At 72.9% G+C, this 23,583-nt stretch carries 20 protein-coding genes; 8 read left to right on the top strand and 12 right to left on the bottom strand.

The features are described 5' to 3' along the window. Positions 1-8 precede the first annotated feature (8 nt). Positions 9-1,103 carry an IS110 family transposase gene (locus EJF31_RS12015; RefSeq protein WP_125037261.1) on the bottom strand — a complete coding sequence of 365 codons (1,095 nt, stop codon included), beginning with the start codon at positions 1,101-1,103 and terminating at the stop codon, positions 9-11. Positions 1,104-1,417: 314 nt separating this feature from the next. Between EJF31_RS12015 and EJF31_RS12020 the strand changes: the two genes are divergently transcribed. After that, positions 1,418-2,653, top strand: coding sequence for a serine/threonine-protein kinase (locus EJF31_RS12020; RefSeq protein WP_125037262.1), 1,236 nt, complete (start codon positions 1,418-1,420; stop codon positions 2,651-2,653). Here the strand turns inward: EJF31_RS12020 and EJF31_RS12025 are convergent. The 7 genes from EJF31_RS12025 to EJF31_RS12055 all read right to left on the bottom strand — a co-directional run bounded on the left by EJF31_RS12025 (position 2,628) and on the right by EJF31_RS12055 (position 9,914). Further along, positions 2,628-3,434, bottom strand: a complete 807-nt coding sequence (locus tag EJF31_RS12025; RefSeq protein WP_125037263.1) for an SDR family oxidoreductase — start codon at positions 3,432-3,434, stop codon at positions 2,628-2,630. The genes EJF31_RS12020 and EJF31_RS12025 overlap by 26 nt on opposite strands. Before the next feature lie 7 nt (positions 3,435-3,441). After that, positions 3,442-4,920, bottom strand: coding sequence for a carboxyl transferase domain-containing protein (locus EJF31_RS12030; RefSeq protein ID WP_125037264.1), 1,479 nt, complete (start codon positions 4,918-4,920; stop codon positions 3,442-3,444). Next, positions 4,917-5,918: an epimerase gene (locus EJF31_RS12035; RefSeq protein WP_125037265.1), complete on the bottom strand. Its 1,002-nt coding sequence runs from the start codon at positions 5,916-5,918 to the stop codon at positions 4,917-4,919. Before EJF31_RS12035 ends, EJF31_RS12030 begins: the two co-directional genes overlap by 4 nt. 79 nt (positions 5,919-5,997) lie before the next feature. Then, complete coding sequence (locus EJF31_RS12040) at positions 5,998-7,482, bottom strand: M1 family metallopeptidase (RefSeq protein WP_125037266.1); 1,485 nt, start codon at positions 7,480-7,482, stop codon at positions 5,998-6,000. Continuing rightward, the gene (locus tag EJF31_RS12045; protein WP_260430797.1) at positions 7,479-8,045 is read right to left on the bottom strand and encodes an RNA polymerase sigma factor; all 567 of its coding nucleotides are present in this window, start codon (positions 8,043-8,045) and stop codon (positions 7,479-7,481) included. The genes EJF31_RS12040 and EJF31_RS12045 overlap by 4 nt, the downstream gene beginning before the upstream one ends. A gap of 130 nt (positions 8,046-8,175) precedes the next feature. Continuing rightward, complete coding sequence (locus EJF31_RS12050) at positions 8,176-9,006, bottom strand: ABC transporter permease subunit (protein WP_125037267.1); 831 nt, start codon at positions 9,004-9,006, stop codon at positions 8,176-8,178. Beyond that, positions 9,003-9,914, bottom strand: a complete 912-nt coding sequence (locus tag EJF31_RS12055; protein WP_125037268.1) for an ABC transporter ATP-binding protein — start codon at positions 9,912-9,914, stop codon at positions 9,003-9,005. Before EJF31_RS12055 ends, EJF31_RS12050 begins: the two co-directional genes overlap by 4 nt. Before the next feature lie 150 nt (positions 9,915-10,064). Between EJF31_RS12055 and EJF31_RS12060 the strand changes: the two genes are divergently transcribed. Continuing rightward, positions 10,065-11,546 carry a serine/threonine-protein kinase gene (locus EJF31_RS12060; RefSeq protein WP_260430857.1) on the top strand — a complete coding sequence of 494 codons (1,482 nt, stop codon included), beginning with the start codon at positions 10,065-10,067 and terminating at the stop codon, positions 11,544-11,546. Between the two features lie 6 nt (positions 11,547-11,552). On the opposite strand, the gene EJF31_RS12065 is transcribed toward EJF31_RS12060, so the two are convergent. After that, positions 11,553-12,194 (bottom strand): hypothetical protein, encoded by a 642-nt coding sequence (locus tag EJF31_RS12065; protein ID WP_125037270.1) that lies wholly within the window; start codon positions 12,192-12,194, stop codon positions 11,553-11,555. 69 nt (positions 12,195-12,263) lie between these two features. On the opposite strand from EJF31_RS12065, the gene paaN reads away from it, so the two are divergent. The 3 genes from paaN (at position 12,264) to EJF31_RS12080 (ending at position 17,025) form a co-directional block, all read left to right on the top strand. Beyond that, complete coding sequence (paaN, locus tag EJF31_RS12070; protein ID WP_125037271.1) at positions 12,264-13,940, top strand: phenylacetic acid degradation protein PaaN; 1,677 nt, start codon at positions 12,264-12,266, stop codon at positions 13,938-13,940. Positions 13,941-14,033: 93 nt separating this feature from the next. Beyond that, entirely contained in the window at positions 14,034-15,494 is a 1,461-nt protein-coding gene (locus EJF31_RS12075; RefSeq protein ID WP_125037272.1) for a DHA2 family efflux MFS transporter permease subunit, read from the top strand. Positions 15,495-15,528: 34 nt separating this feature from the next. Then, positions 15,529-17,025 carry an amidohydrolase gene (locus EJF31_RS12080; RefSeq protein ID WP_125037768.1) on the top strand — a complete coding sequence of 499 codons (1,497 nt, stop codon included), beginning with the start codon at positions 15,529-15,531 and terminating at the stop codon, positions 17,023-17,025. A gap of 191 nt (positions 17,026-17,216) precedes the next feature. Here the strand turns inward: EJF31_RS12080 and EJF31_RS12085 are convergent, their stop codons facing one another. Further along, entirely contained in the window at positions 17,217-18,143 is a 927-nt protein-coding gene (locus tag EJF31_RS12085; protein WP_185736223.1) for an SGNH/GDSL hydrolase family protein, read from the bottom strand. 90 nt (positions 18,144-18,233) lie between these two features. On the opposite strand from EJF31_RS12085, the gene EJF31_RS12090 reads away from it, so the two are divergent. Then, complete coding sequence (locus EJF31_RS12090) at positions 18,234-19,277, top strand: cation diffusion facilitator family transporter (RefSeq protein ID WP_260430798.1); 1,044 nt, start codon at positions 18,234-18,236, stop codon at positions 19,275-19,277. On the opposite strand, the gene EJF31_RS12095 is transcribed toward EJF31_RS12090, so the two are convergent. Continuing rightward, the gene (locus tag EJF31_RS12095; protein WP_125037274.1) at positions 19,249-20,454 is read right to left on the bottom strand and encodes a CdaR family transcriptional regulator; all 1,206 of its coding nucleotides are present in this window, start codon (positions 20,452-20,454) and stop codon (positions 19,249-19,251) included. The genes EJF31_RS12090 and EJF31_RS12095 overlap by 29 nt on opposite strands. Positions 20,455-20,538: 84 nt before the next feature. On the opposite strand from EJF31_RS12095, the gene EJF31_RS12100 reads away from it, so the two are divergent. Both EJF31_RS12100 and EJF31_RS12105 read left to right on the top strand, forming a co-directional pair. Next, positions 20,539-21,657, top strand: a complete 1,119-nt coding sequence (locus EJF31_RS12100; protein ID WP_125037275.1) for a ferredoxin reductase — start codon at positions 20,539-20,541, stop codon at positions 21,655-21,657. A gap of 27 nt (positions 21,658-21,684) precedes the next feature. Further along, complete coding sequence (locus EJF31_RS12105; protein ID WP_125037276.1) at positions 21,685-22,920, top strand: acyl-CoA desaturase; 1,236 nt, start codon at positions 21,685-21,687, stop codon at positions 22,918-22,920. A gap of 265 nt (positions 22,921-23,185) precedes the next feature. On the opposite strand, the gene EJF31_RS12110 is transcribed toward EJF31_RS12105, so the two are convergent. Next, positions 23,186-23,566 carry a hypothetical protein gene (locus tag EJF31_RS12110; RefSeq protein WP_125037277.1) on the bottom strand — a complete coding sequence of 127 codons (381 nt, stop codon included), beginning with the start codon at positions 23,564-23,566 and terminating at the stop codon, positions 23,186-23,188. Between the last annotated feature and the right edge of the window lie 17 nt (positions 23,567-23,583).

Below are 23,583 nucleotides of genomic sequence, written 5' to 3' on the forward strand. Positions count from 1 at the left end.
ATGACGCGTCAAGCCGCGATGGCGGGGGTGTTGAGGGCTCGTAGGTCTTGTCGGAGCAGGGTGAAGAGTTCGCGGGCGAGGTAGCGCTTGAGCTTGCGGCGCAGGTGGGGGTCCGACTTGGCATCGGTGGTCCGGGCGGCGATGTAGGCCCTGGTCGGTGGGTGGTGGCAGAGCCGGTTGAGGGTGGCCATGTGCAGGGCACTGTTGGCTTGTCGGTTCCCGCCGCGGTTGAGGCGGTGACGTTGGGTCTTCCCTGAGGAGGCCGGGATTGGACTGGTGCCGCACAGGGCGGCGAAGCCGGCCTCGCTGTGGAACCGTTCGGGTTGCTCGCCGATGGCGATCAGCAGTTGTGCCACGGTCTGGGCCCCGACACCGGCCGCGGCACTGGTGGCCGGGGCGATGGCGCTGGTCAGGGCCGCGATGTCGGCGTCGAGTTCGGTGATCTCCGCGGTGAGCGCCAGGACTCGGCGGGCCAGTCCATGCAGGGCCTTCTTGGCGGCCTGGACGGGGTCGGTGAGTCTGTTGGTGTCGCGGGTGACGCGGAACCGCACGCAGTGGGTGGCCAGGGTGTGTTTGGTCAGGCCGGTCAGTTGTTCGCGGAGTTCTTGGGGCGCGGTGACCCTGAGCTGGTGCATCTGGTTGAGCGTGGCGGTGCGCTGCTTGACCGCGGAGTCGCGTTGCAGCTTCAGCATCCGCAGCGACTCCACGGCCCCGGTGTTGATCTTGGCGGCCCGGGCGTGACCGGCCAACGCGGTCCGGGCGGCTGCCTCGGCGTCGTAGGCGTCGGTCTTCCCGCGGCGTCGGCGGCTGGCCCGGTCGGGCCGGTTGATCTCGAGGACCTCGACATCGTGGCGGTGCAGGTGACGGGCCAGGCCGGCGCCGTAGGAGCCGGTTCCCTCGACCCCGACCTGGGCCAGTGGGCCCCAGGCGCGGAGCCAGGCCAGTAGTTCGGCATAGCCCTGGACCGTGGTCGCGAAGACCGCGGTGCCCAGCAGCGCGCCGAGTGCGTTGACCGCGGCCGCGACGTGGAAGTCCAGGTGGGTGTCCACGCCGCCGTAGATCCCGACCTGGGCGGACTCGATCTGCGTGTGGTTGTGAGTCATGCTGGTGCCGTCCTTTCAACAGGGACAGCGCGCCGAGCCGGGTCACGGACAAACCAGTGATGAGACCTCAGCCAGGCTCCTATCAAGTCACGAGCCCGGCCGGCGCGCCCTGAATGCGCATCGAGCTGGGTCGTGGAGAACGCGCGATCGAATCGACTCAAAGTCAGTCAGCGACGACAGGGCGCAACTCGGGTCAGCACGTCCTCCACGACACCGACACAAGTCTCACTGGCGCAACTGCCGGGCAGTTGCGCCGACTCGTCGCCTGTGGACGGGGCAGGCATGGGACCCGCCCGCCGGGGTAGAACGAGGGCGTGACCACCGGCTACCCAGCGCTCGGGGAACTCCTGGGGCCCTACCGGGTCGGCCGTCGCCTCGGGGGCGGCGGCATGGGGGTCGTGTTCGCGGCGACCGACGAGACCCTGCGCCGGCCGGTGGCGCTCAAGGTGATCTCGCCGCACCTGGCCGACGACCCCGGCTTCCGCGCGCGGTTCACCCGTGAGGCCCAGGCGCAGGCGTCGCTGGACTCCGAGCACGTGGTGCGGGTCTTCGCCCACGGTGAGTCGGGCGGCCGGCTGTGGATCGCGACGCAGCTCGTCCCCGACGGCGACCTCGGACACCTGCTCCACGCCCACGGGGCACCGCCGGTGCGGACCGCGCTGGTCCTGATCGCCCAGGTGGCGTCCGGCCTCGCCGATGCCCACGCCGCCGGGCTGGTGCACCGCGACATCAAGCCGGCCAACGTGCTGCTCCGGAGAGGCGACGGGCAGGTACGGGCCTACCTCGCCGACTTCGGGATCGCGCGCCTCGTCGGCGACGGGTCCTCGGCGACCGTGCACACGGTCGGCACCCCGGCCTGGATGGCGCCCGAGCTCCACACCGGCGGCATGGCCGGCGTCGCCAGCGACGTCTACTCCCTGGGCTGCCTGCTCTGGGCGACCCTCACCGCGAGGGCGCCGTACTCCGGCACGTCGGACTTCCAGGTCGTCACCGCCCACCGCGAGCAGCCGGTGCCGCAGCTCCCGGGCACGGGACCGCTGGTCGAGGCCGTCAACGCCGTGCTGCGGACCGCCATGGCCAAGCGGCCGGACGACCGCTTCCCGTCGGCCACCGCGATGCGCGACGCGCTCCGGGCTGCCGTGGCGCTGCCCGAGGCTGCGCCCGCCCCCTCCCGACGTACGACGCTCGTCGCGGCGGCCGCCGTCGCGCTCCTGCTCGTGGGCGGGGGAGGTGTCGCCTGGGCCGCGTCGCGCGGGGACGGGCCGACGAGACCGCCGTCGACCGGCTCCACCGCTTCCGCGTCCCCGGCCGCAGACCGCGCGGCAGAGCAGCGGGCGACCGCCGGGCTCGCGCAGGCGCTGGCCGCCCGGGGCGACGTGACGCCCGCCCAGGCGCGGTGCGTGGCACGCGACGTCATCCGCAGGGTCGGGCTGGAGGAGATGGTCGCCGACGGGCTGTTCGACGCGCGGATGAACTACCTCGACCGGGACCTCGCGCCGTTCCCGGCCGTCGCGGCGGCGGTCGTCAGGGCGACGGTCGCCTGCCGCTGACCGGGGACCCGGCGGGCTCGAGGGGGTGCAGCAGGGCGTCGGTGCCGCCGTCGACGAACAGCACCGACCCGACGACCAGGCTGGCGGCGTCGGAGAGCAGGAAGGCGATCGCGGCCGCGACCTCGTCGGGGCGACCCGGGCGCCCGATCGCCGAGGGGTAGGCGTCGGCGAACACCCCCAGCACCGGGTCCTCGCGCAGCCGATCGGTCATCGGGGTGGCGACCAGGCCGGGGGCGACGGCGTTGAGCCGGATCCCCGCCCCGATCCAGTCGGGAGTGACGCCCGCGCGCCGCGCCCAGTGCGCCAGCGCCGCCTTGGTAGCCGGGTAGACCTCGACGGCTTCGACCCCCGCGGCCACCTCGCGGGCACGGCTCTCGTCGCCGGCCAGGCAGGCCTCCGCGACGTCGCCGCTCCAGCCGGGCTGCGCGGTGACCGAGTTCGACGACAGCACCACGACCGCGGCCCCCGGCCGCATCAGCGGCCGCAGCCCGGCCAGCACCTCGACCGCGCCGAAGTAGTTCACCGACACGACCAGGGCTGGATCGACGCCGGTGAGCCCGGCGATCCCCGCGCAGGGCACGCAGCCGTCGATCGTGTCAGCCAGGGCAGCGACGCCGGACACCGCCGCGGCCCGACCCGACGCCGACGAGAGGTCGGCCAGCACGTCGATCCCCGGCCCGGCGAGGTCGACGGTCAGCACCCTGTGGCCCTGCGCGCGGAGCAGTGCGGTCGTGGCCGCACCGATGCCGGACGCAGCGCCCGTGACGACGTAGGTCTTCACGGCGGGCTCAGATGTAGCGGGCCGCACGGTCGGCCGGCGACCCGGGCCCGGCCTCGAGCAGCGCGGCCAGCTCGTGCTCGAGCACCGATCCGACCCGCTGGCAGAACGCCTCGGGCTCGTCCGCGGCGTCGGGCAGCTCGGCGACGATCCGGTCGACGATGCCGAGCTCGGCCAGGTCGAGCGCCCGCACCCGCTGCTGCCGCGCCATCTCGGGGGCGTGGTCGAGGTCGCGGTGCACGATCGCGCTCGCGCCCTCGGGCGGCAGCGGCGAGAGCCAGGCGTGCTGGGCCGCGACGACCCGGTCGGCCGGCAGGAACGCCAGCGCCCCGCCACCGTTGCCCTCGCCGAGCATCAGGCACAGGGTCGGGGCGTCGAGGGTGACCAGGTCGGCCAGGCTGCGCGCGATCTCGCCGGCGAGGCCGCCGTTCTCCGCCTCGGGGGAGAGGGCCGCGCCCTGCGTGTCGATGACCGTCACGAGCGGCAGCCCCAGCTCGGACGCGAGGCGCATCCCGCGCCGCGCCTCGCGCAGCGCCTCGGGACCCATCGGGTGGTCCGCGGTCTGGCCGCGCCGGTCCTGGCCGAGGAACACGCACGGCGCCTCGCCGAAGCGCACCAGCGCGATCAGCAGGCCGGGGTCGTGCTCGCCCTGCCCGGTGCCGTTGAGGGGTACGACGTCGGTGGCGGCGTACTTGAGGAGACGGCGTACGCCGGGCCGGTCGGGGCGCCTTGACCGCGTGACGGCGTCCCACGTCTCGACGTCCGGGAGCGGCGTCAGCGGCACCGGCGCCGGGACCGGCTTGATGCCGTGCCGGGGCGCCAGCAGGATCGTCAGCGCGCGGTCGAGGATGCCGGCGATCTCCTCGGGCGGGACGACGGCGTCGATGATGCCGCGCGCGTAGAGGTTCTCCGACGTCTGCACGTCCGCGGGGAACTCCTTGCCGTAGAGCGCGGAGTAGACACGCGGGCCCAGGAAGCCGACCAGCGCGCCGGGCTCGGCGACCGTCACGTGGCCGAGCGAGCCCCAGGACGCCATCACGCCGCCGGTGGTGGGGTGCCGCAGGTAGACGAGGTAGGGGAGGCCCGCGGCCTTGTGGGCCGCGACGGCCGCGGAGATCCGGACCATCTGCACGAACGCCGGCGTGCCCTCCTGCATGCGGGTGCCGCCGCTGACGGGCGCGGCGAGCAGCGGCAGGCCCTCGCTGGTCGCCCGCTCGATGGCGGCCACGAGCCGGTCGGCCGACGCGCGCCCGATCGACCCGGCCAGGAAGCCGAACTCGCCGACCACCACCGCCACGCGGCGGCCGTGCATGAGGCCCTCACCGGACAGCACGGACTCGTCGACGCCGCTCTTCGCCGCGGCGGCGGCGAGCTCGGCGGCGTACTCCTCCGACAGCCCCGACCGCACGGGCGGGACGTCCCACGAGCTCCAGGAGCCCTCGTCGAGGACCAGGCCGATGAGCTCTGCTGCGTTGAGTCGATGCGTCACGCGGGCAGGCTATGCCCTGCCTCGTGCCAGGCGGCGAGGACCTCGAGCTCGTCCTCCCGGCTGACACCGGTGACGGTCGCGTCGGGGTGGGCCCGCAGCCAGGCCAGCGTGTCGCGGGCGGTGTCGGCGACCGGCCGCGGCCGGAGCCCGGCGTCGAGGGAGGGTTGGACGTCGTGAGCCAGCATGCCGTCGTACTCCGGGCGCGGCAGCCACAGCGGCACCGCCCGCGGCCCGGCCCACGGTGCGACGTCGCGGTCGGCCAGGAACTCCTGCGGCACCCACGTCCACGCGGGCGACACCCCGGTGCCCTCGGCCGTCGCCGCCAGCACGTCCTCGATCCGCGTGGTCGGCCCGACCCCGTCGTAGACGCCCTCGGTGCGGGCCTCGCAGGAGTCGACGACCCACTCCGCCAGGTCGCGTACGTCGATCACCTGGACCGCGTCGTCCGGCGAGCCCGGCGCGAGCACCTCGTCGCCGTCGGAGACCGCGCCGAGCCGGGCCGGCCAGTAGGTGAACCGGCCCGTGGGGTCGCCGGGGCCGACGATCAGCCCGGGCCGGACCACCATCGCGGACGCGACCCCGTCGAGCACGATCTCCTCGCACGCGACCTTCATCGGGCCGTAGGCCTCGCCGTCGACCGAGAGGTCCACGTCCTCGTGGATCGGCTCGCGCAGCGGCAGCGTGCCGGGGCGACCCCCGGGCGTCGACTCGTCCTCGTAGACGTTGACGGTGGACACGAAGACCCAGTGGGCAAGGGGAAAGCGCGCCACCGCGGCGCGGACCCACGACGGGTGCCGGGCCACGTCGACGACCGCGTCGAAGTCGCCCAGCTCGTCGGGCAACCCCGCGGCCCGGTCGGTCACGACGTGCCGGGCGCCGAACGGCACCGACCCCGACGAGCCGCGGCACGCGCACGTGACCTCGTGGCCGCGGCGGACCGCGTCCTCGGCGACCGCACGCGACAGGAACACCGACCCACCCAGCACCAGGAGCTTCATGGGTTCAGCCGACTACGGCGCCGACCGGACCGCAAGGGTGTTCGCCCAGAGCACAGATCCAACAAGAGACGGGGCGGCGTCAGGTGCGGGGCGGCGACTTCCGGCCGAGCAGCCACGCGTCGAAGAACGGCTGCAGGTCGCGCCCGGACTGCTGCGACCACCACGACGTGATGTCGTCGTAGCCCGCGTTGCCGTCCTCGTGCACGGTCGGCCACTCCCGCACGAGCCGCCAGAACTCGTCGTCGCCCAGCCGCTTGCGCAGCTCGTCCCACATCAGCGCGGGGCCGTAGTAGATGTTGCCCTCGCCGAACGTCGCCGGGTCGTAGTCGGCCGGCGGCCCGGACTCACGGCGCATCTGCGGCTCGATGCTGCCCCACTCGGCCATCAGCGACTCGACCGACCGGTGGTCGTGCTCGGCCTCCCACAGCCCCTGCAGGTAGAGCGCCATCCCCTCGCTCATCCACACGTCGCGCCAGTCGCGCGGGGTGACCTCGTCGCCGTACCACTGGTGCACGATCTCGTGCACGAGCACCTGCGGCGCGGTGGTGTAGTCGGTCCGCCCGAGCGTGATCATCGTCTGCGTCTCCATGCCCGACCGCGAGTCGACGAGCAGGATGCCCAGGCTGGAGAAGGGATAGGGCCCGAGCTTGCCCTCGACCCAGTCGACGGCCGGAGCGGTCGACCGGAGCCCCTTGATCGTGTACGCCGCACCGCGCGGGGTCCAGTAGGTGATCGGCACGCCGCTGGTCGAGCGGTCCTTGGTCTCCTGGAAGTCGCCGACCGCGATCGTGACGAGGTACGACGATGCCGGCTCGTCGAGGTGCCAGCGCGTGATGCTGGTGCCGTCCTGCATGTCGCGCGAGTCCAGCGTGCCGTTGGCGACGCCCATCATCGGCTCGGGCGCCGCGATCGTGAACGAGTAGAGCGCCTTGTCGGCCGGCTGGTCGTTGACGGCGTACCAGCTGTAGGCGCCGTAGGGCTCCTGCATCGTCCAGGCGGCGTGGTCGGTCGTCGTGGTCCAGCCGAGCGTGCTGAAGTCGCCCCGGGTCGTGGGGGCGCTGACCGGCCGCGGGGAGCCGGCGTAGGAGATCACCATCGTGTAGCGCCGGTCGGCCCGGGTGTCGAGGTGCACCACGAGGTCCTTGCCGGGGTGGTCGAACTCCACGTCCGCGCCGTCCACCGTCACCGACGAGACGGTCAGCGCCTGGCCGAGGTCGAGCTGGACGTGGTCGCCGGTCGCGGTGGCGCGGAAGACCAGCGTCTCCACCGCGGTCAGGGTGTCGCTCGAGGGCGTCCAGGCCAGGTCGAGGTCGTAGTGCAGCGCGTCGACCGACGGGTCGCCGACGGAGGGGTAGACCCGGTCCTCGACCGGTTCGCTCACCGCGGCGTCCAGGGACGGGTCGTCGGTCGCGACGGTCGCCGCGCCCCCGACCGGCTCGATGGCCCGGGATGCCGACGAGGAGGCGGAGACCGGCGACGGGTCGGCCTTCGGCGAGGAGGAGTCGCACGCGGCGAGCGACGTCCAGGCCAGGGCGAGGGCGACGACCCCGCCGGCCAGCCTCATTCGACGCCGCCGCGCAGCAACGGCCGGGCGAGCTTGCGGCCGTGGTGGATCTGGGCCTTCACGGTGCCGAGCGGTGCGCCGACCTGCTCGGCGATCTCCTCGTAGGACATCCCGTAGACGTCGCGCAGGATCAGCGGCTCCACGAACTGCGGGTGGTCGCGCTCGATGGTCTCCATCGCCTCGAGCAGGTCGAGGCGGGTGCCGGCGATGACGCTGGTGGTGCGGGGGTCGGGCCGGTCCATCGGTCCGGTCGCGGCGTGCGGGTCGGCGGGCACGGCCTGGTTCTTCATCCGGCGGTACGTCGACCTCGCGGAGTTCACCGCCACGACGTGCATCCACGTCGTGAACCGGCCCCGGCCACCCCACGACCCGATCTTGGCCGCGATGTTGATCAGCGCCTCCTGGCAGGCGTCCTCGGCGTCGGGGGTGTAGGGGAGCACCCCGCGGCAGACGTTGAGCGCCCGCGGCCGGATCGCCCCGAGCAGCACCTCGAGCGCGTCGCGGTCGCCCTCCTGGGCGCGCCGCGCCAGCTCGTCGATCTCGTCAGCAGTGCGTGCCTCCACGCCGATCTCCCCCGATTGTCTTGCCCGATCCGTGGGCCCCCGAGGCCCCTGTCGCAACACCCCGAAGATAGTCCAGAACCCGTAGGACCCGGCCGGGGCCGGGTTCTACGGTTCGGTCACGATTCCGGGGCTACTTCACCTCGGACCGCATCAGCATCGTCAGGCCGACGGCCAGCGGCGCGACCAGCCAGATGAGTCCGCTGGTGCCGAGCTGGCCCCACTGCTCGCCGGTCATGGTGCCGTTGAAGAGCTGGCCCTGGGCGAAGTTGAAGTCGACCCACGGCTGCAAGTCGTGGAACCACGCCTGCCCGTTGGCCAGCAGCATCGCCAGCGTCGGGAGCACGAAGCCGTAGACGAAGTAGCCCACGATCGCGCCCGCCGAGTTGCGGATCACCACGCCGAGCATGAAGCCGATCAGCAGGCCCAGGACGTTGCCGAGCACGATGAACGCGAGCGTCCGCGGCCCGTCGTCCCAGACGGTGTCGACGCCGGCGATCGCCGACCCGACGACGTTGCCGATCGCACCGATCACCATGGCGACCAGCATCGAGCCGACGCCGACGGCCACGGCGACGACCGCCTTGGCGGCGATCACCCGGCCGCGGTGCGGCACGAGCGTGAACGTCGTCAGGCCGCTGCGCTGGCTCCACTCGCTGGTCACCGCGAGCACGGCCACCATCGGCAGGATCACCGCCATCGGGAAGCCGATCGCGCCGGCGAACGTGTCGTAGGTCAGTTCGTCGCGCGGCGCCCACAGCAGCACGGCGCCGGTGGCGAGCAGGGCGGTGATGCCGATGCTCGCGAGCAGCCAGAAGCCGGAGCGGGTGTCGAACGACTTGCGGGCCTCCACGGCGACCACCCGCGAGAACGGGATCGGCGCCGGAGGGGCGGTGCGGGTCACGGGCCGGTGGGCCGGCTTCTGGGGCAGGCCGCTGGTTGCTGCGGGGGTCATGGTGGTCATGCCGCCACTCCTTCTCGGGTTCCTTCGCGCTGGGTGTCCGCGGTGAGCTCGAGGAACATCTCCTCGAGCCCGGCGCCGTCGGCGCTGCGCAGCTCGCGCAGGGCGATGCCGGCCCGCAGGGCGACCTCGCCGACGAGGTCGGGGTCGGCGTCGGTGCGCAGGGCGTCGCCGCCGCTGGCGTGGTGAGTGATGCCGGAGGCGGTCAGCGCCCGCGACAGGTGGTCGCGGTCCGCGGCCCGTACGACGGTGCCGGCCGCCTGCAGCAGCTCGGCCTTGGTGCCCTGGGCGACGATCCGGCCGTTGCCGATCACGACCAGGTCGTCGGCGATGACCTCGATCTCGTGCAGGAGGTGCGAGGACAGCAGGACGGTCGCGCCGCGGTCGGCGTACCCCCGCAGCAGGTCGCGCATCCACCGGATGCCGGCCGGGTCGAGGCCGTTGGCGGGCTCGTCGAGGATCAGCACCTCCGGCTCGCCGAGCAGCGCGGTCGCGATGCCGAGCCGCTGCCGCATGCCGAGGGAGTAGTGCCGCACGCGGCGGCCAGCCTCCTCCGGCGTCAGGCTGACGAGGTCGAGGATCTCGTCCACGCGACCACCTGGCAGGCCCATCGTGCGGGCGGCGACGGTGAGGATCTCCCGGCCGGTGCGGCCGGCGTGCTGCGCCGAGGCGTCGAGCAGCACGCCGACCTCGAGGCCGGGGTTGGGCAGGTCGGCGAAACGCCGACCGCAGACCGTGGCGGTTCCCGAGGTGGCGGGCGTGAGCCCGACCAGGACGCGCATCGTCGTGGACTTGCCGGCACCGTTGGGGCCGAGGAACCCGGTGACGCGGCCCGGACGGGCCGTGAACGTCACGTCGTCGACGGCCGTGAAGCTGCCGTAGGTCCGGGTGAGGGAGTCGATGGAGATCATGTCGAGAAGACTCGCCTGACCGGGGGTCGGTGCGCATCGGGGAAGCCGCTGAACTCGACCCCGGTCGCACCCCCGAGACGCCCTCGGGGTCGACCCCGATCCGGCGACCAGCGCCCCGGCCGGGCTTCTTGGCATGATGCCTCCGTGTCCATGCCCTCCCGCCTCGGTCGCTACGCCGTGCGCCGGCGCATCGGAGCGGGCGGCTTCGCCACGGTCTGGCTCGCCTACGACGAGCAGCTCGACTCCCCGGTGGCGATCAAGGTGCTCGCGGACAACTGGACCGAGGACCACCACGTGCGGGGCCGTTTCCTCGAGGAGGGCCGCTACCTGCGCAAGGTCGAGTCGCCCCACGTCGTGTCCGTCTACGACGCCGGCGAGCTCGAGGACGGCCGCCCCTACCTCGTGATGTCGTACGCCGACCAGGGCACGCTCGCGGACCGGCTCGACGTCGAGGGGCTCACCCCCGAGCAGGCGCTCGAGGTGATCCGTCAGGTCGGCGCCGGCCTCCAGGCGCTGCACGAGCGCAACATCCTGCACCGCGACGTGAAGCCGGCCAACGTCCTCTTCCGCACCGCCGAGGCCGGGACCGGCACCGAGGTCCGGGCGATGATGGGCGACCTCGGGCTCGGCAAGGCGCTCGACATGTCCTCGCGGCTGACGATGATCGCCGGCACCCCCTCCTTCGTCGCGCCCGAGCAGGCGCAGGGGGAGAGCCTCGACGCCCGCGCCGACCAGTACTCCCTCGCCGCGCTCACCCACCTGCTCCTCGCCGGCCGGGCGCCCTACTCCCATGCGACGCTGGCCGCGGCCGCCGAGCCCGGCCCGCCCCCGTCGCTCTCGACGCCGGAGCGGCCCTTCCCGGCCGAGGTCGACGCCGTCGTACGCCGTGGCCTGGCCCCCGACCGCGAGGACCGCTGGCCCGACGTCCGGTCCTACGTCGAGGCGCTGACCGCCGCGCTCGGCCGGGATGCCGCGAGCACGGCGCCGGCCCCGTGGCTGCCCGTCGACCCCGCCCTCACCCAGCCCGGTGCCCGGCCCTCGCCGCGCCCGGTCGCCGGCACGGTCCTGCCCGATCCCCAGCCACCCGCGAAGCCCCGGCGCCGCGGCCGCACGGTCGCCGCGGCGCTCGTCGGCGCCGTCGCGCTGGCGGCCGGCGCCGCCGGTGGGTACGCCGCGGAGCAGCGTCGGGCCGACCGCGACGTGACGCTGGGCGACGACGGCGGCTCGCTGTTCGTGACCGTCCCCTCGACCTGGCACCGGGCGGTCGCCGACGCGGGCTGGCGCTCACCCCTCGACAAGACCCGGTACGCCGCCCTCTCGGTCGGGACGAGCCCCGACTGGACCGCCCCGGCGTCGACCGCGCAGGGCGTCTTCCTCGGGATCCTCGCCGGCACCGAGCTCCCCAGCCAGGTGCCGCAGCACCCCGAGTGCCGGACCGCCCAGTCGCCCTACACCGACGAGGGCGACCTCGGCTCCTCGGTCACCGTCGTCTACACCGACTGCCCCGGCGGGGTCACCGTCGAGCGGGTGGTGCAGGTCGCGGACAACCGGCTTCTCTGGATCCAGGTGCGCAGCGCCACCCGGGCGACCGCCAACGCCGTGCTCGACTCCGTCGAGACCCGCGGCATCTGACGCCCGCTACTGCACGGGCGAGATGCTCCGGGACACCGTCGCCAGCAGGTCGTCGAGACCGGCCCGGTCGACGGACCGGCCGACGACGGACATCTCGAACTTCGCCTCGGTCTCGCCGGGGATCGAGAACCACATGAACGTGTTGAAGCGCTGGGTGTTGCGGACCGCGTCGCGGTAGCTGAAGGACAGCAGGTCGGTCGTCTGGCCGATGATCTCGACGTCCTGGTAGCCGGCCTGCATCGCGGCCAGCTTCTGCGCGACCATCTGCTCCCGGGTCTTGTGCTCGCTGGCGATCTTGACGCGCAGGCTGTAGCCGCCGATCTCGGGCTCGCCGCGCGGGCGCCACCGGTACTCGTTGTCGTACTCCTCCGTGCGCACCCAGCCCCGCGGCGCCCGGTAGGTCCACTGGAAGCCCGGGCTGCCGATGACGTGCCGCTTGTAGGTCAGGCTCGGCAACAGGGGCGGGTAGGGGATGTCGGCGGCGTACGGCCGCACCGGGTCGACCGGCAGCGACGGGCTGCTCGCGGGCACCGGGCCCGCGTCGCGGAAGGTCACCGCCGTCGGCTCGCGGTGCTGCGCCCAGGCGTAGCCGCCGCCCACCCCGAGCAGGGCGAGGAGCAGCACCACCCCGAGTCCCCGTGCACCCATGGCCGTCACCCTATGGTCTGGCCCCTCCGTGAGTTGCGTCACCGCCCGCCGAGGGGATTGGGTGGCGCCATGACAACGTCGCCGGACCTCTTCGCCCAGCACCGTGACCGCCTCGACGCCGCCGTGGCGGCCTGCGCCACCCGTGGCTACTTCTCCGCCTTCGACGAGTCCCCCTCGCCGCGGGTCTACGGCGAGAACGCCGCCGCCGACGGTGTCGCGGCGTGGAAGTCCTGGCTCGACGGCGCCTTCCCGCTGAGCACGCCGGGCGCCGAGGGCACCGTGGCGACCGAGCGGTCGCCGTTCGGCTTCGACCTGGGCGTCACCTACCCCCGCGTGACCCCGGCCGGCGTCGACGCGCTGCTGGCCGCGGCCGAGGCGGGCAAGAAGGCCTGGCGCGACGCCGGCCCCGAGGCCCGCACCGGCGTCTGCCTGGAGATCCTGGCGCGCCTGCACGGCCGGATCTTCGAGCTGGCCAACGCCGTCCAGCACACCAGCGGCCAGGCCTTCGTGATGGCCTTCCAGGCCGGCGGCGCGCACGCGCTCGACCGCGCCCTCGAGGCGATCGCCTACGCCTGGACCGAGATGACCCGCACCCCCGCCACCGCGCTGTGGGAGAAGCCCGGCCGTGGCGAGCCGCTGCGGATGGAGAAGACCTTCACCGTGGTGCCGCGCGGCGTCGCGCTGGTCATCGGCTGCAACACCTTCCCGACCTGGAACTCCTGGCCCGGCCTGTTCGCCTCGCTGGTCACCGGCAACCCGGTCGTCGTGAAGCCGCACGCCTCGGCGGTGCTGCCGCTCGCGATCACGGTGCAGGCCTGTCAGGAGGTGCTGGCCGAAGCCGGCTTCGACCCCAACCTCGTCACGCTGGCCGCCGAGGACCCCGCCGACAAGCTCGCCGCCGTCCTCGCGGTGCGGCCCGAGGTCAAGCTGATCGACTTCACCGGCGGCAACGCCTTCGGCGACTGGCTCGAGGCCAACGCCCGCCAGGCCACGGTCTTCACCGAGAAGGCCGGCGTCAACACCGTCGTCATCGACTCCACGTCCGACTTCCGGGCGATGTGCCAGAACCTCGCGTTCTCGTTCTCCCTCTACTCCGGCCAGATGTGCACGGCCCCGCAGAACGTCTACCTCCCCGAGTCCGGCATCGCGACCGACGACGGCGTCAAGACGGTCGCCGAGGTGGCCGCGGGCATCGAGGCGGCCCTCGACAAGTTGCTCGGCGACGACGCCCGCGCGGTCGAGCTGCTCGGCGGCGTGGTCAACGCCGGCGTGCTCGAGCGGCTCGAGCAGGTCGGCTCCCGCGGCGATGTGCTGGTCGCCTCGCGCACGGTCACGCACCCGGCGTACGCCGACGCGACGGTGCGCACCCCCACCCTCGTCCAGCTGTCGGCCAAGGACGCCGACGTCTACGAGTCCGAGTGCTTCGGCCCGGTGGCCTACCTGATCACCACGTCCTCCACCGAGGAGTCGATCGACCTCTTCCGCGACACCGTGCAGCGCCACGGCGCGATGACGGCGGCGGTCTACGCGACCTCCGAGCCGGTCATCGCGTCGATGCGCGACGCGGCCCTCGACGCGGGCGTCGCCCTGTCGGAGAACCTCCTCGGCGGCGTCTTCGTCAACCAGTCCGCGGCCTACTCCGACTTCCACGGCACCGGCGCCAACCCCGCGGCCAACGCGTCCTACACCGACGGCGCGTACGTCGCCTCCCGCTTCCGGGTGGTGCAGTCCCGCCGCCACGTCTGACGGACGATGAGTATTTCTCCCCGCGCGGGTCTGTCGTATCCGTAGCCCCGTGTTCGTGGAGGGGGTGAGACCCCGACACCGAGGAGACCTGCGATGACCGACCTGAAGAGCCGCTGGCTGGCGCTCTACGTGCTCTGCCTGGGCGACCTGATGATCGTGCTGGACTCCAGCATCGTCAACGTCGCGCTGCCCTCCATCCAGACCGACCTCGGCTTCTCGCCGTCGGCCCTGGCGTGGGTGGTCAACGCCTACCTGCTGACCTTCGGCGGCTTCCTGCTGCTGTCGGGCCGGCTGGGCGACCTGTTCGGCAACAAGAGGGTCTTCACCCTCGGCGTGGTGTCGTTCACAGTGGCCTCGATCGCCTGCGGCCTGGCGCCCTCGTCGGGCCTGCTGGTCGCCGGTCGGGCGATCCAGGGGCTCGGCGGCGCCGCGGTGTCCGCGGTCGCGCTGAGCCTGATCATGGGCCTGTTCTCCGACCCCGGCGAGCGGGCGAAGGCGATGGGCTTCTTCGGGTTCGTGATGTCGGGCGGCGGCGCCGTGGGCGTGCTGCTCGGCGGCGTGCTCACCGGCCTCTTCTCGTGGCACTGGATCTTCCTGGTCAACGTCCCGGTCGGGATCGCGGTCTGGTTCGCCGCCCAGCGGGTGCTGCCCGGCGACGACGTCGCCGAGGGCCAGGGCCGGCTCGACGTGGCCGGTGCCGTCCTGGTGACGGCGGCGCTGATGCTGTCGGTCTACGGCATCGTCGGCGGCAACGAGGCCGGCTGGACCTCCGGCCGCACGCTCGGGCTGCTCGGCGCCAGCGCCGTCCTGCTCGCCGCGTTCGTCGCGTGGGAGGCGCGGGCCGCGAGCCCGCTCGTCCCGCTCCGGCTCTTCGCGCTGCGCAACGTCTCGATCTCCCAGGTCGTCGGCGTGCTCTGGGCGGCCGCGATGTTCGCCTGGTTCTTCCTCGCGGCCCTCTACCTCCAGCGCGTGCTGGGCTACGACGCCCTCGAGGTCGGCCTGGCTTTCCTGCCCACCAGCGTGGTGATGGCGTTCTGCTCGCTCAAGGTCTCCGACCGCGCGGTCATGCGGTTCGGCATCCGCCGTCCCCTCACCGTCGGCCTCGGCCTGGCCGCCGCCAGCCTGGCGCTGTTCTCCCGGGCGCCCGTCGACGGCTCGTACGTCGTGGACGTGCTGCCCTCGATGATCCTGCTCGGCATCGGCGCTGGCATCGCCTTCAACCCGGTGCTCCTGGCCGCGATGGGTGACGTCGAGCCGCACGAGTCCGGCCTGGCGTCCGGGGTCGTCAACACCAGCTTCATGATGGGCGGCGCGCTCGGCCTCGCCATCCTGGTGAGCCTCTCCGACCACCGCACCGGCTCGCTGCTGGCCGATGGGGCGGACCCGGTCGACGCGCTCAACGGCGGCTACCACTGGGCGTTCGCGGCCGGTGCCGTCTTCGCGCTGCTGGCCGCCGCGATCGGCGGCGGGCTGCTGCGCCCGCGCCCGATGCAGATGCCCCACGAGGTGGAGACCGTCCCCGCTCACGAGGACCCCCTCCCCGACCCGGTCTGACCTCCCGGCGGGCGTTAGCGTGCGGGACGTGACGATGATCCGGAACGCCCGCCTCGTCCCGCTCGCGCCGGGAGAGGTCGCCCCCGACCAGCCCCTCGACGTCCTCGTCGAGGGCGGCTCGGTGACCGCCCTCGGGACCGCGCTCGACAGACCCGCCGGCGTCGAGGAGATCGACGCCGCCGGCCGCTGGATCGCCCCCGGCCTCTGGGACCAGCACGTCCACCTCGCCCAGTGGACGCTTGCCTCGCAGCGGCTCGACCTGGCCTTCGCCCGGTCGCCCGAGGACGCCACCCGGATGGTCGCCGAGCGGGTCGCTGAATACCCCGAGCTCCCCGTCATCGGCTGGGGACACCGCAGCGGCGGCTGGGAGCGCGACGTCACCGTCTCCGAGCTCGACGCGGTCTCCGGCGACACCCCGGTCGTGCTGATCAGCGGCGACGGCCACCACGCCTGGCTCAACACCATCGCCCTCATGCACCTCGCCATGCCGGTGCGCGACAGCGTGGTCCGGGAGGCCGAGTGGTTCGCGGCGTACGGGCGGCTCTCCACGCTCGTCGGCGACGACGGCACCTCGCCGGAGGCCTACCGCCGCACGCTCGACCACGCCGCGACGATGGGCGTCGTCGGCATCGTCGACTTCGAGTTCAGCGGTGGCGTCCCGGAGTGGCAGCACCGCTGGGCCAACGGCTGCGACCTGCTGCGCATCCGGATGGCGACGTACGCGGACACCCTCGAGGACATCATCGGGCGGGGCCTGCGCACCGGCGACGCGCTGCCCGGCTGCGACGACCGGCTCACCATGGGGCCGCTCAAGATCATCAGCGACGGCTCGCTCAACACCCGCACGGCCTGGTGCTGCCAGCCCTACGCCGACGCCCACCGCCTGGAGTACCCCTGCGGCCAGCCCAACCTGTCCGGCGCCGAGCTGCGGGCCCTGCTCGCCCGCGCGCACGCGTCGGGCCTCGAGATCGCCACCCACGCGATCGGTGACGCGGCCGTCGTCGAGGCGCTCGCGTCGTACGCCGACACGGGTGCCCGCGGCTCCATCGAGCACGCCCAGCTCGTCGGCCGCGACGACGTGCGGGAGATGGCCCGGCTGGGGATCCGCGCCAGCGTCCAGCCCGCGCACCTGCTCGACGACCGCGACCTCACCGAGAAGATCTGGGGCGACCGGTCGGCGCGCTCGTTCGCGTTCCGGTGGATGCTCGACGACGGGGTGGAGCTCGCGATGGGCTCCGACGCGCCCGTCTCGCCGCTCGACCCGTGGCTGGCCGTCTCGTCGGCCGTCCACCGCAGCGCCGACGAGCGCGTGGCGTGGCACCCCGAGCACGCCCTCACCCCCCGCGAGGCCCTGGCCGCCTCGGTCGACGGCCAGCCCATGGTCCGCGTCGGCTCCCGCGGCGACCTGGTCCTCCTCGACGCCGACCCGCTGGCCGACCTCGGCGACTCGGCGAAGACCGGCGCGGCCCTCCGCGACATGTCCGTCGCCCTGACCCTCGTCGCCGGCGCGACGGTCCACTCCGCCCTCTAGCGCGAGAGGGCACTCAGGGGCACTCTGATCGCGCCGAGCGGGCACTCAGGGGCAGTCTCATCGCGCCGAGCGGGCACTCGCGTCGAGTGTCGCCGCAGATGAGTCCTCCTCAAACTGCCCGCTCGGGCCGTTGAGAGTGCCTGCAACTGCCCTCTCGCGCCGCTGAGAGTGCCCCCAACTGCCCTCTCGCGCTACTTGAGCGCGGCCAGGACCAGCTCGGCGGCCTTCTGCTGCTCGGCCTCGAACGGGTGGAAGGCGAGCGCGGCGTGGGTGTCGGTCTGGGCGCCGTTGATCCAGGGGTCCTTGGCGCAGATGTCGTGGCCGGCAGTGGCGGAGAACAAGTCGACGTACTCCGCGTCGCCGGCGGCCGCGGTGGCCTTCTTGATCGTGGTGACGAGGTCCTCGAGGACGCCGCGGGCGTAGACCACGTCGCCGTCGGCCAAGGGCAGCAGGTCGGGGCAGGTGCCGTGGGCCGGCAGGATCTGCGGGTAGCCGACGACGAGCACCTTCGCGTGGGGCGACCGGTCGTGGATGCCCTTGACGATCGCGGTGACGTGCCCGCCGATCTGCCGCACCGCGGCGCGCAGCTGGTCCGTGCCGCCGGCGGTGAGCTTGTCCCGGCAGGGTGAGCCGTGCGGGTCCTTGCTGGTGACCTGGGAGCACGCGCCGACCATCGTGGCGAACAGGTTGGCGTCGTTGCCGCCGATGCCGATGGTCACGAGGTCGGTGTCCTCGGTGAGGGCGTCGAACTGCGCCGGCACCAGCCCGGTGTTGGTCTTCTGCACGCCGATCATCGACTCGCTCGACGCCCCGCTGCAGCTCACGTCCGTGAGTGAGGTGCCGGGGAGGGCCGCGGCGACCAGGGCCGGGTAGTTGTTGGTCGAGCGCAGGCAGCCGTTGGAGGTGTCGGTGTCCGGCACCAGCGGCGCGGCCGTGTAGGAGTCGCCGAGGGCGACGTACGTCGGGAACCGCGCGTCGACCTGCGTGGTGACCGAGGCGCTGGGCGTGGCCGAGGTCGAGTCGGCGGAGGGCGATCCGGTGGTGGCGTCCGACGAGCAGCCGGCCAGGGCGAGGGTCGCGAGCGCGGCCACGAGGACGGTGCGGAGGGGGGACGTCATGTCCAGCACGCTACGGCCCACGACCATGCCGGACCGCCACGCCCCGCCTCCCGTGTGACCGAGACGTCGCTCGTGGGGTACGACTGTGCTGTGACCGACCACCACCTGCCCCCCGACGCCCCGCCCCCGGGCGACTCCGAGCTCAGGAGCGACGAGGCGGTGGACGAGGCCATGCCCACCGAGCCGGGGCAGAAGAAGGACTCGACCTTCACGGTCCTGGTCGCGCTGGTCGCCAACGGCCTGCTGGCCCTGGCCAAGACGGTCGCGGCCTTCCTGACCGGCTCGGCGTCGATGGGGGCGGAGGCCGCGCACTCGTGGGCCGACACCGGCAACGAGATCTTCCTGCTGATCGCCGAGAAGCGTGGCGAGCGGCCCCGCGACGACAAGCACCCACGCGGCTACGGCCGGGCGACCTACGTGTGGTCGCTGGTCGCGGCGTTCGGGCTGTTCTCCGCCGGCGCGGTCGTCTCGATCTGGCACGGCGTGAGCGAGCTGTTCGCCGAGCCGAGCGAGGTGAGCTACACCGTCAACTACGTCGTCCTGGGGCTCGCGTTCCTGCTCGAGGGCTCGTCGTTCATCCAGGCCAGCCGCCAGCTCAAGGGCGAGGCCAGCAGTTGGGGGCTGCACCCGCTCAGCTACATCGACCGCACCTCCAACCCCACCCTGCGAGCGGTCTTCTTCGAGGACTTCGCAGCCCTGCTGGGGCTCGTCCTCGCCGGTGCCGGCATCGCGCTGCACCAGCTGACCGGCCAGGCGGCGTACGACGCGGTGGGCTCGATCGCGGTCGGCGTGCTGCTGGCGTTCGTGGCGGTCTACCTGATGCGCCGCAACATGCAGTACCTCCTCGGCCAGACCCTCGGCTCCGAGATGTGGTCGCGGGTCCTGGCGGCCCTGCTGGCCCACGACGCGATCGACCGGATCACCTACCTGCACGTGGAGTACGTCGGTCCCCAGAAGGTGTTCGTCGTGGCAGCGGTCGACCTCACCGGAGACGACCGCGAGCCCACGCTCGCGCAGCGGCTCCGGCAGGTCGAGCTCGACATCGAGCGCAACGACCTGATCGAGGACGCCGTGCTGACGCTCTCGCTCCCCGAGGACCCCTCGCTCAGCCCTGACCCGCCGCCGGCCGGCTGACCCGGTCCGCACCGAGCACCAGCACGAGCTGCAGCACGGTGTCCGGGTCGTCGAGGCGGTCGCCGTACAGGTCGCGGAGCTGGCCCATGCGGTAGCGCACGGTCTGCGCGTGCACGAACAGCTCCTCGGCGACCTCCTCCCGGCGGCCCTGGTGCAACAGCCATGACCGCAGCGTGTCCGCGAGCTTCTCGGCCGTGCCGGGGCGCAGCCCCTCGAGGGGGGCCAGCACCTGGGCGCGGAGGTCGGCGAGCGCGGCCGGGTCGGCACTCAGCACGAGCCGGGGGAGGTGCGCCTCGGTGTCGTCGGGGAGCCCGAGGGCGTGCGCGCGCAGCGCCCGGTCGTACGACGCCCGCACCTCCAGCCAGGGCCGGGCAGGCCCGGCGATGCCGCCGCGGCCCCGCAGCGTGCGCAGCAGCACGCCCCGCGCGCGGCCGTGCGCGTCGGGGACCAGCAGCAGCGCGAGCTCCTCGAGCCCGGGCAGGTCACCGGCCCGCAGGGTCGCGGGGGAGAGGGAGGCGAGGACCGAGCGGACCTGCGACTCCGGCAGCAGCACCGCGGTCAGTGTCGTCGGCGGGACCCAGTCGGCGCGCTCGGCGGCATCGACGACGGTCTCGGTGGTGGAGTCGTTCAGCAGGTGGTGGGCGACCCGCTCGAGCAGCCGCTGCCGCACCCGGCCGGTGGTCGCGAGCTCGTCGGTGTGCCCGGCCACGCTGGCCGCGGACAGCTCGTCGATGTAGGCGAAGACGAGCTCGGCGAAGTCGACCAGCGTCTCCGGCTGGACCCCGTTGGCCACGGCCGCCGTCGACATCTCGCGCCACGACACCCGGGCACCGATCCGGTAGGCCGCGAGCAGCGCCTCGGTCGTCCGGCCGCTGCGGGCCTCGCCCCGGCCGAGCTGGTAGGCGCCCTCGACCGCCGGTGCGGCCGGCGTGCGCGGGTCCGAGCCGCGGCGGCCCGAGGCGAGCGAGAGGAAGCCGCCGAGCGCGAGCTGCACCGCGTTGCGGATGTTCTCGCCCATCGGCCCGGACAGCGCCCCCTCGTAGCTGGGGACCTCCTCGATGATGGCCGCGACGGTGGCCTCGGCGACCGCCGGCAGCCGGGAGCGCATGTCGGCCACCGCCTCGGGGGACAGGGTCAGCCCGTGACCGGCGGTGCGGCGGGGCGTCGCTCGGGGCATTTTTGTCTCCTGCGAACAAATGTGACGCGGACTTTCACGTGCCTCGCACATGAGTTTACGCCCGAGGTGCAGGAGACTGATCCCATGAGCACCGTTCTCCCCCGCGCCGCGGCTCCCGTCCCGTTCGGACGCAGCCTGCGCGACGGCGTACGCCGGCTCGCCGAGGCCGCGGTGACCCCGCTCGAGCTCGGCGACGTGCTGGACGTCTTCCACCCGCTCCGCAAGGGCGCCGACCTGCGCGGCCGGATCGTGTCCGTGACCGCCGAGACCGCCGACGCCGCCACCCTGGTGATCAAGCCGGGCAGGGACTGGGCCGGCCACGTGCCCGGTCAGTACGTCCGCATCGGCATCGACGTCGACGGCGTCCGCCTCTGGCGCACCTACTCGCTGACCCACGGTCCCCGTGCCGACCGCTGCATCAGCATCACGGTCAAGGGCATCCCCGACGGCGTGGTCTCCAACCACCTCGTGCGGAAGGTCCGCCCCGGCCAGATGATCCAGCTCGGTCAGGCTGCCGGCGACTTCGTGCTCGCCGACCCCATGCCCGCCAAGCTCCTGATGGTCACCGCGGGATCGGGCATCACCCCGGTCATCGGCATGCTGCGCGGCCTGTTCGCCCGCTCCGAGCGGGTCACGGCCGACATCGTGGTCCTGCACTCCGCGCTCTCGCGGGCCGAGGTGATCTTCGGCGACGAGCTGCGCCAGTACGCCGCCGAGGGCCGCCTGCGCCTCGTCGAGCTGCACACCGACACCCACGGGATGCTCGACGTCGACGACCTCGACACGATCGTCCCCGACCTCGCCGAGCGCGTGACCTACGCCTGCGGCCCGGTCGGGCTGCTCGACGCGCTCGAGGCGCACCACGAGCCCAAGGGCCTGCCGCTGCACATCGAGCGCTTCCGGGCGCCGATGGTCGCCACCGCCAACGATGGGCAGAGCGGAGGCACGCTCTCGTTCACGAAGTCCGGCACCGTCGTCGAGGCCGACGGCGCCACCCCGATCCTCGACGCGGCCGAGTCGGCCGGCGTCCTGATGCCCAGCGGTTGCCGGATGGGCGTCTGCTTCGGCTGCGTCCTGCCGCTCCGCGAGGGCGCTGTCCGCGACCTCCGCAACGGCCAGCTCACGATCGCCGCCCCGGGCGACGGCGTGATCATCCAGACCTGCATCAGCGCGGCCGCCGGCCCCTGCCACATCGACAACTGACTCCTCGACCCCCCGAGAGGAACCACCATGACCGCCCTGCAGAAGAAGTCCGACAACCCGATCGCCCACCTCACCCCCGAGGACATCGAGCAGCTCGGCGTCGAGCTCGACGCGATCCGCCAGGACGTGCTCGACGCGCGCGGCGCCAGCGACGCGGCGTACATCCGCAAGGTCATCAGCGTCCAGCGCAAGCTGGAGCTCGGCAGCCGCGCGGTCCTCCTGGCGAGCGTCTTCCCGCCGGCCTGGGTCGTCGGCACCGCCGGCCTCTCGGTCGCGAAGATCCTCGAGAACATGGAGATCGGCCACAACATCCTCCACGGCCAGTGGGACTGGATGCGCGACCCCAAGATCCACTCCACGACGTGGGAGTGGGACATGGCGACGCCGGCCAAGCAGTGGCAGCACTCGCACAACGAGCTCCACCACACCTACACGAACGTGATCGGCAAGGACAACGACCTCGGCTACGGCATCATGCGCGTCGACGAGGACCAGCCCTGGCACCCGTTCTTCCTCGTCCAGCCGTTCTGGAACTTCGTGAACGCCTGCTTCTTCGAGTACGGCATCGCGGCCTACGACCTCGAGCTCGGCGCCAACATCAAGCGCAAGAAGACCAAGGACCCCGAGTTCAAGGCCCGGGTCAGCCAGGTGCTGAAGAAGATCCGCAACCAGGCGACCAAGGACTACGTCGTCCACCCGGCGCTGTCGCTGCCGACCGGCTCGTTCCTGCCGACCCTGGCCGCCAACTTCACCGCCAACGTGGTCCGCAACCTCTGGAGCCACTCGATCATCATGTGCGGCCACTTCCCCGAGGGCGTCGAGACCTTCGAGAAGCGCTCGATCGAGGGCGAGACCCGCGGCGAGTGGTACGTCCGCCAGATGCTCGGCTCGGCCAACATCTCCGGCTCCAAGGCGATGCACCTCATGAGCGGCAACCTGTCCCACCAGATCGAGCACCACCTGTTCCCGGACCTGCCGTCCAACCGGTACGCCGAGATCGCGCCGAAGGTGAAGGACCTCTTCGACAAGTACGGCCTGAACTACCACGCCGCGCCGTTCCCGAAGCAGGTCGCGTCCGCCTGGCACAAGGTGATCCGCCTGTCGCTGCCCAACGGCTGGCTGGCCACGACCAACGCCAAGAACGTCGTGCCGCAGACCAAGCTGCTCTACAAGATGACCACCGGTGGCGCCAAGGTCCGCCGGGCCGCGCAGGCCCGCCTCAACCAGCAGGCGCGCCGTGCCGCGGAGGCCAGGGCCGCCTGACGCTCCACCGCCCTTCGTGCGTTTGGGCAGGCGGTCGACTGGGCACGAACTGTCCAGCGGCTGATCGCTCGGGCTCCGACCGGCAGTTCGCAACCCAACAACCCAAACGGACGGAGTCTCACCATGCTGTGGACCATCTTGATCGTGGTGGCCATCATCGCCCTCGTGCTCTTCATCCTCGGCCGCGTCCGGCGCTGACCCAGGTCAACGACGCCCCCTCACCGCTCGTCGGTGCGGGGGCGTCGTCCTGTCCGGGACCGGCGGGTCAGGTGAGGGCGTCCGGGTCGAGCCGCGGCGGCACGGCGGCGAGCGCCGCCTGCACCAGGGCGACGCGGGCCCGCAGCAGCACCGCCCGACGTACGCGCCCCAGGTCGTCGGTCGCCACGGACTCGACCGTGGCCAGCACCTCACGGTCGGTGTACGACGGCCGCGTGCCGGGGGCGACCTCCACGTCGGGGAGCGCGACCAGCACCGGCAGCACCTGGTCGCCCAGCCCGCTCAGCAGCTGGTAGCGCTGGGCGCGGTCCATCGACTCCCACAGCTCGTCGACGTCCCGCTTGCCGCGGCGCACGTCCCGCCGGGTCGCGAGGACCGACTTCGCCGCGCCGGCCATCGCCTGGGTCATCTCGTTCTCGGTGAAGCGCACGCCCCCAGCATCCCAGC

The sequence above is a fragment of the Nocardioides sp. LS1 genome, assembly GCF_003865225.1.
Taxonomy (GTDB): Bacteria; Actinomycetota; Actinomycetes; order Propionibacteriales; family Nocardioidaceae; genus Nocardioides; species Nocardioides ginsengisegetis.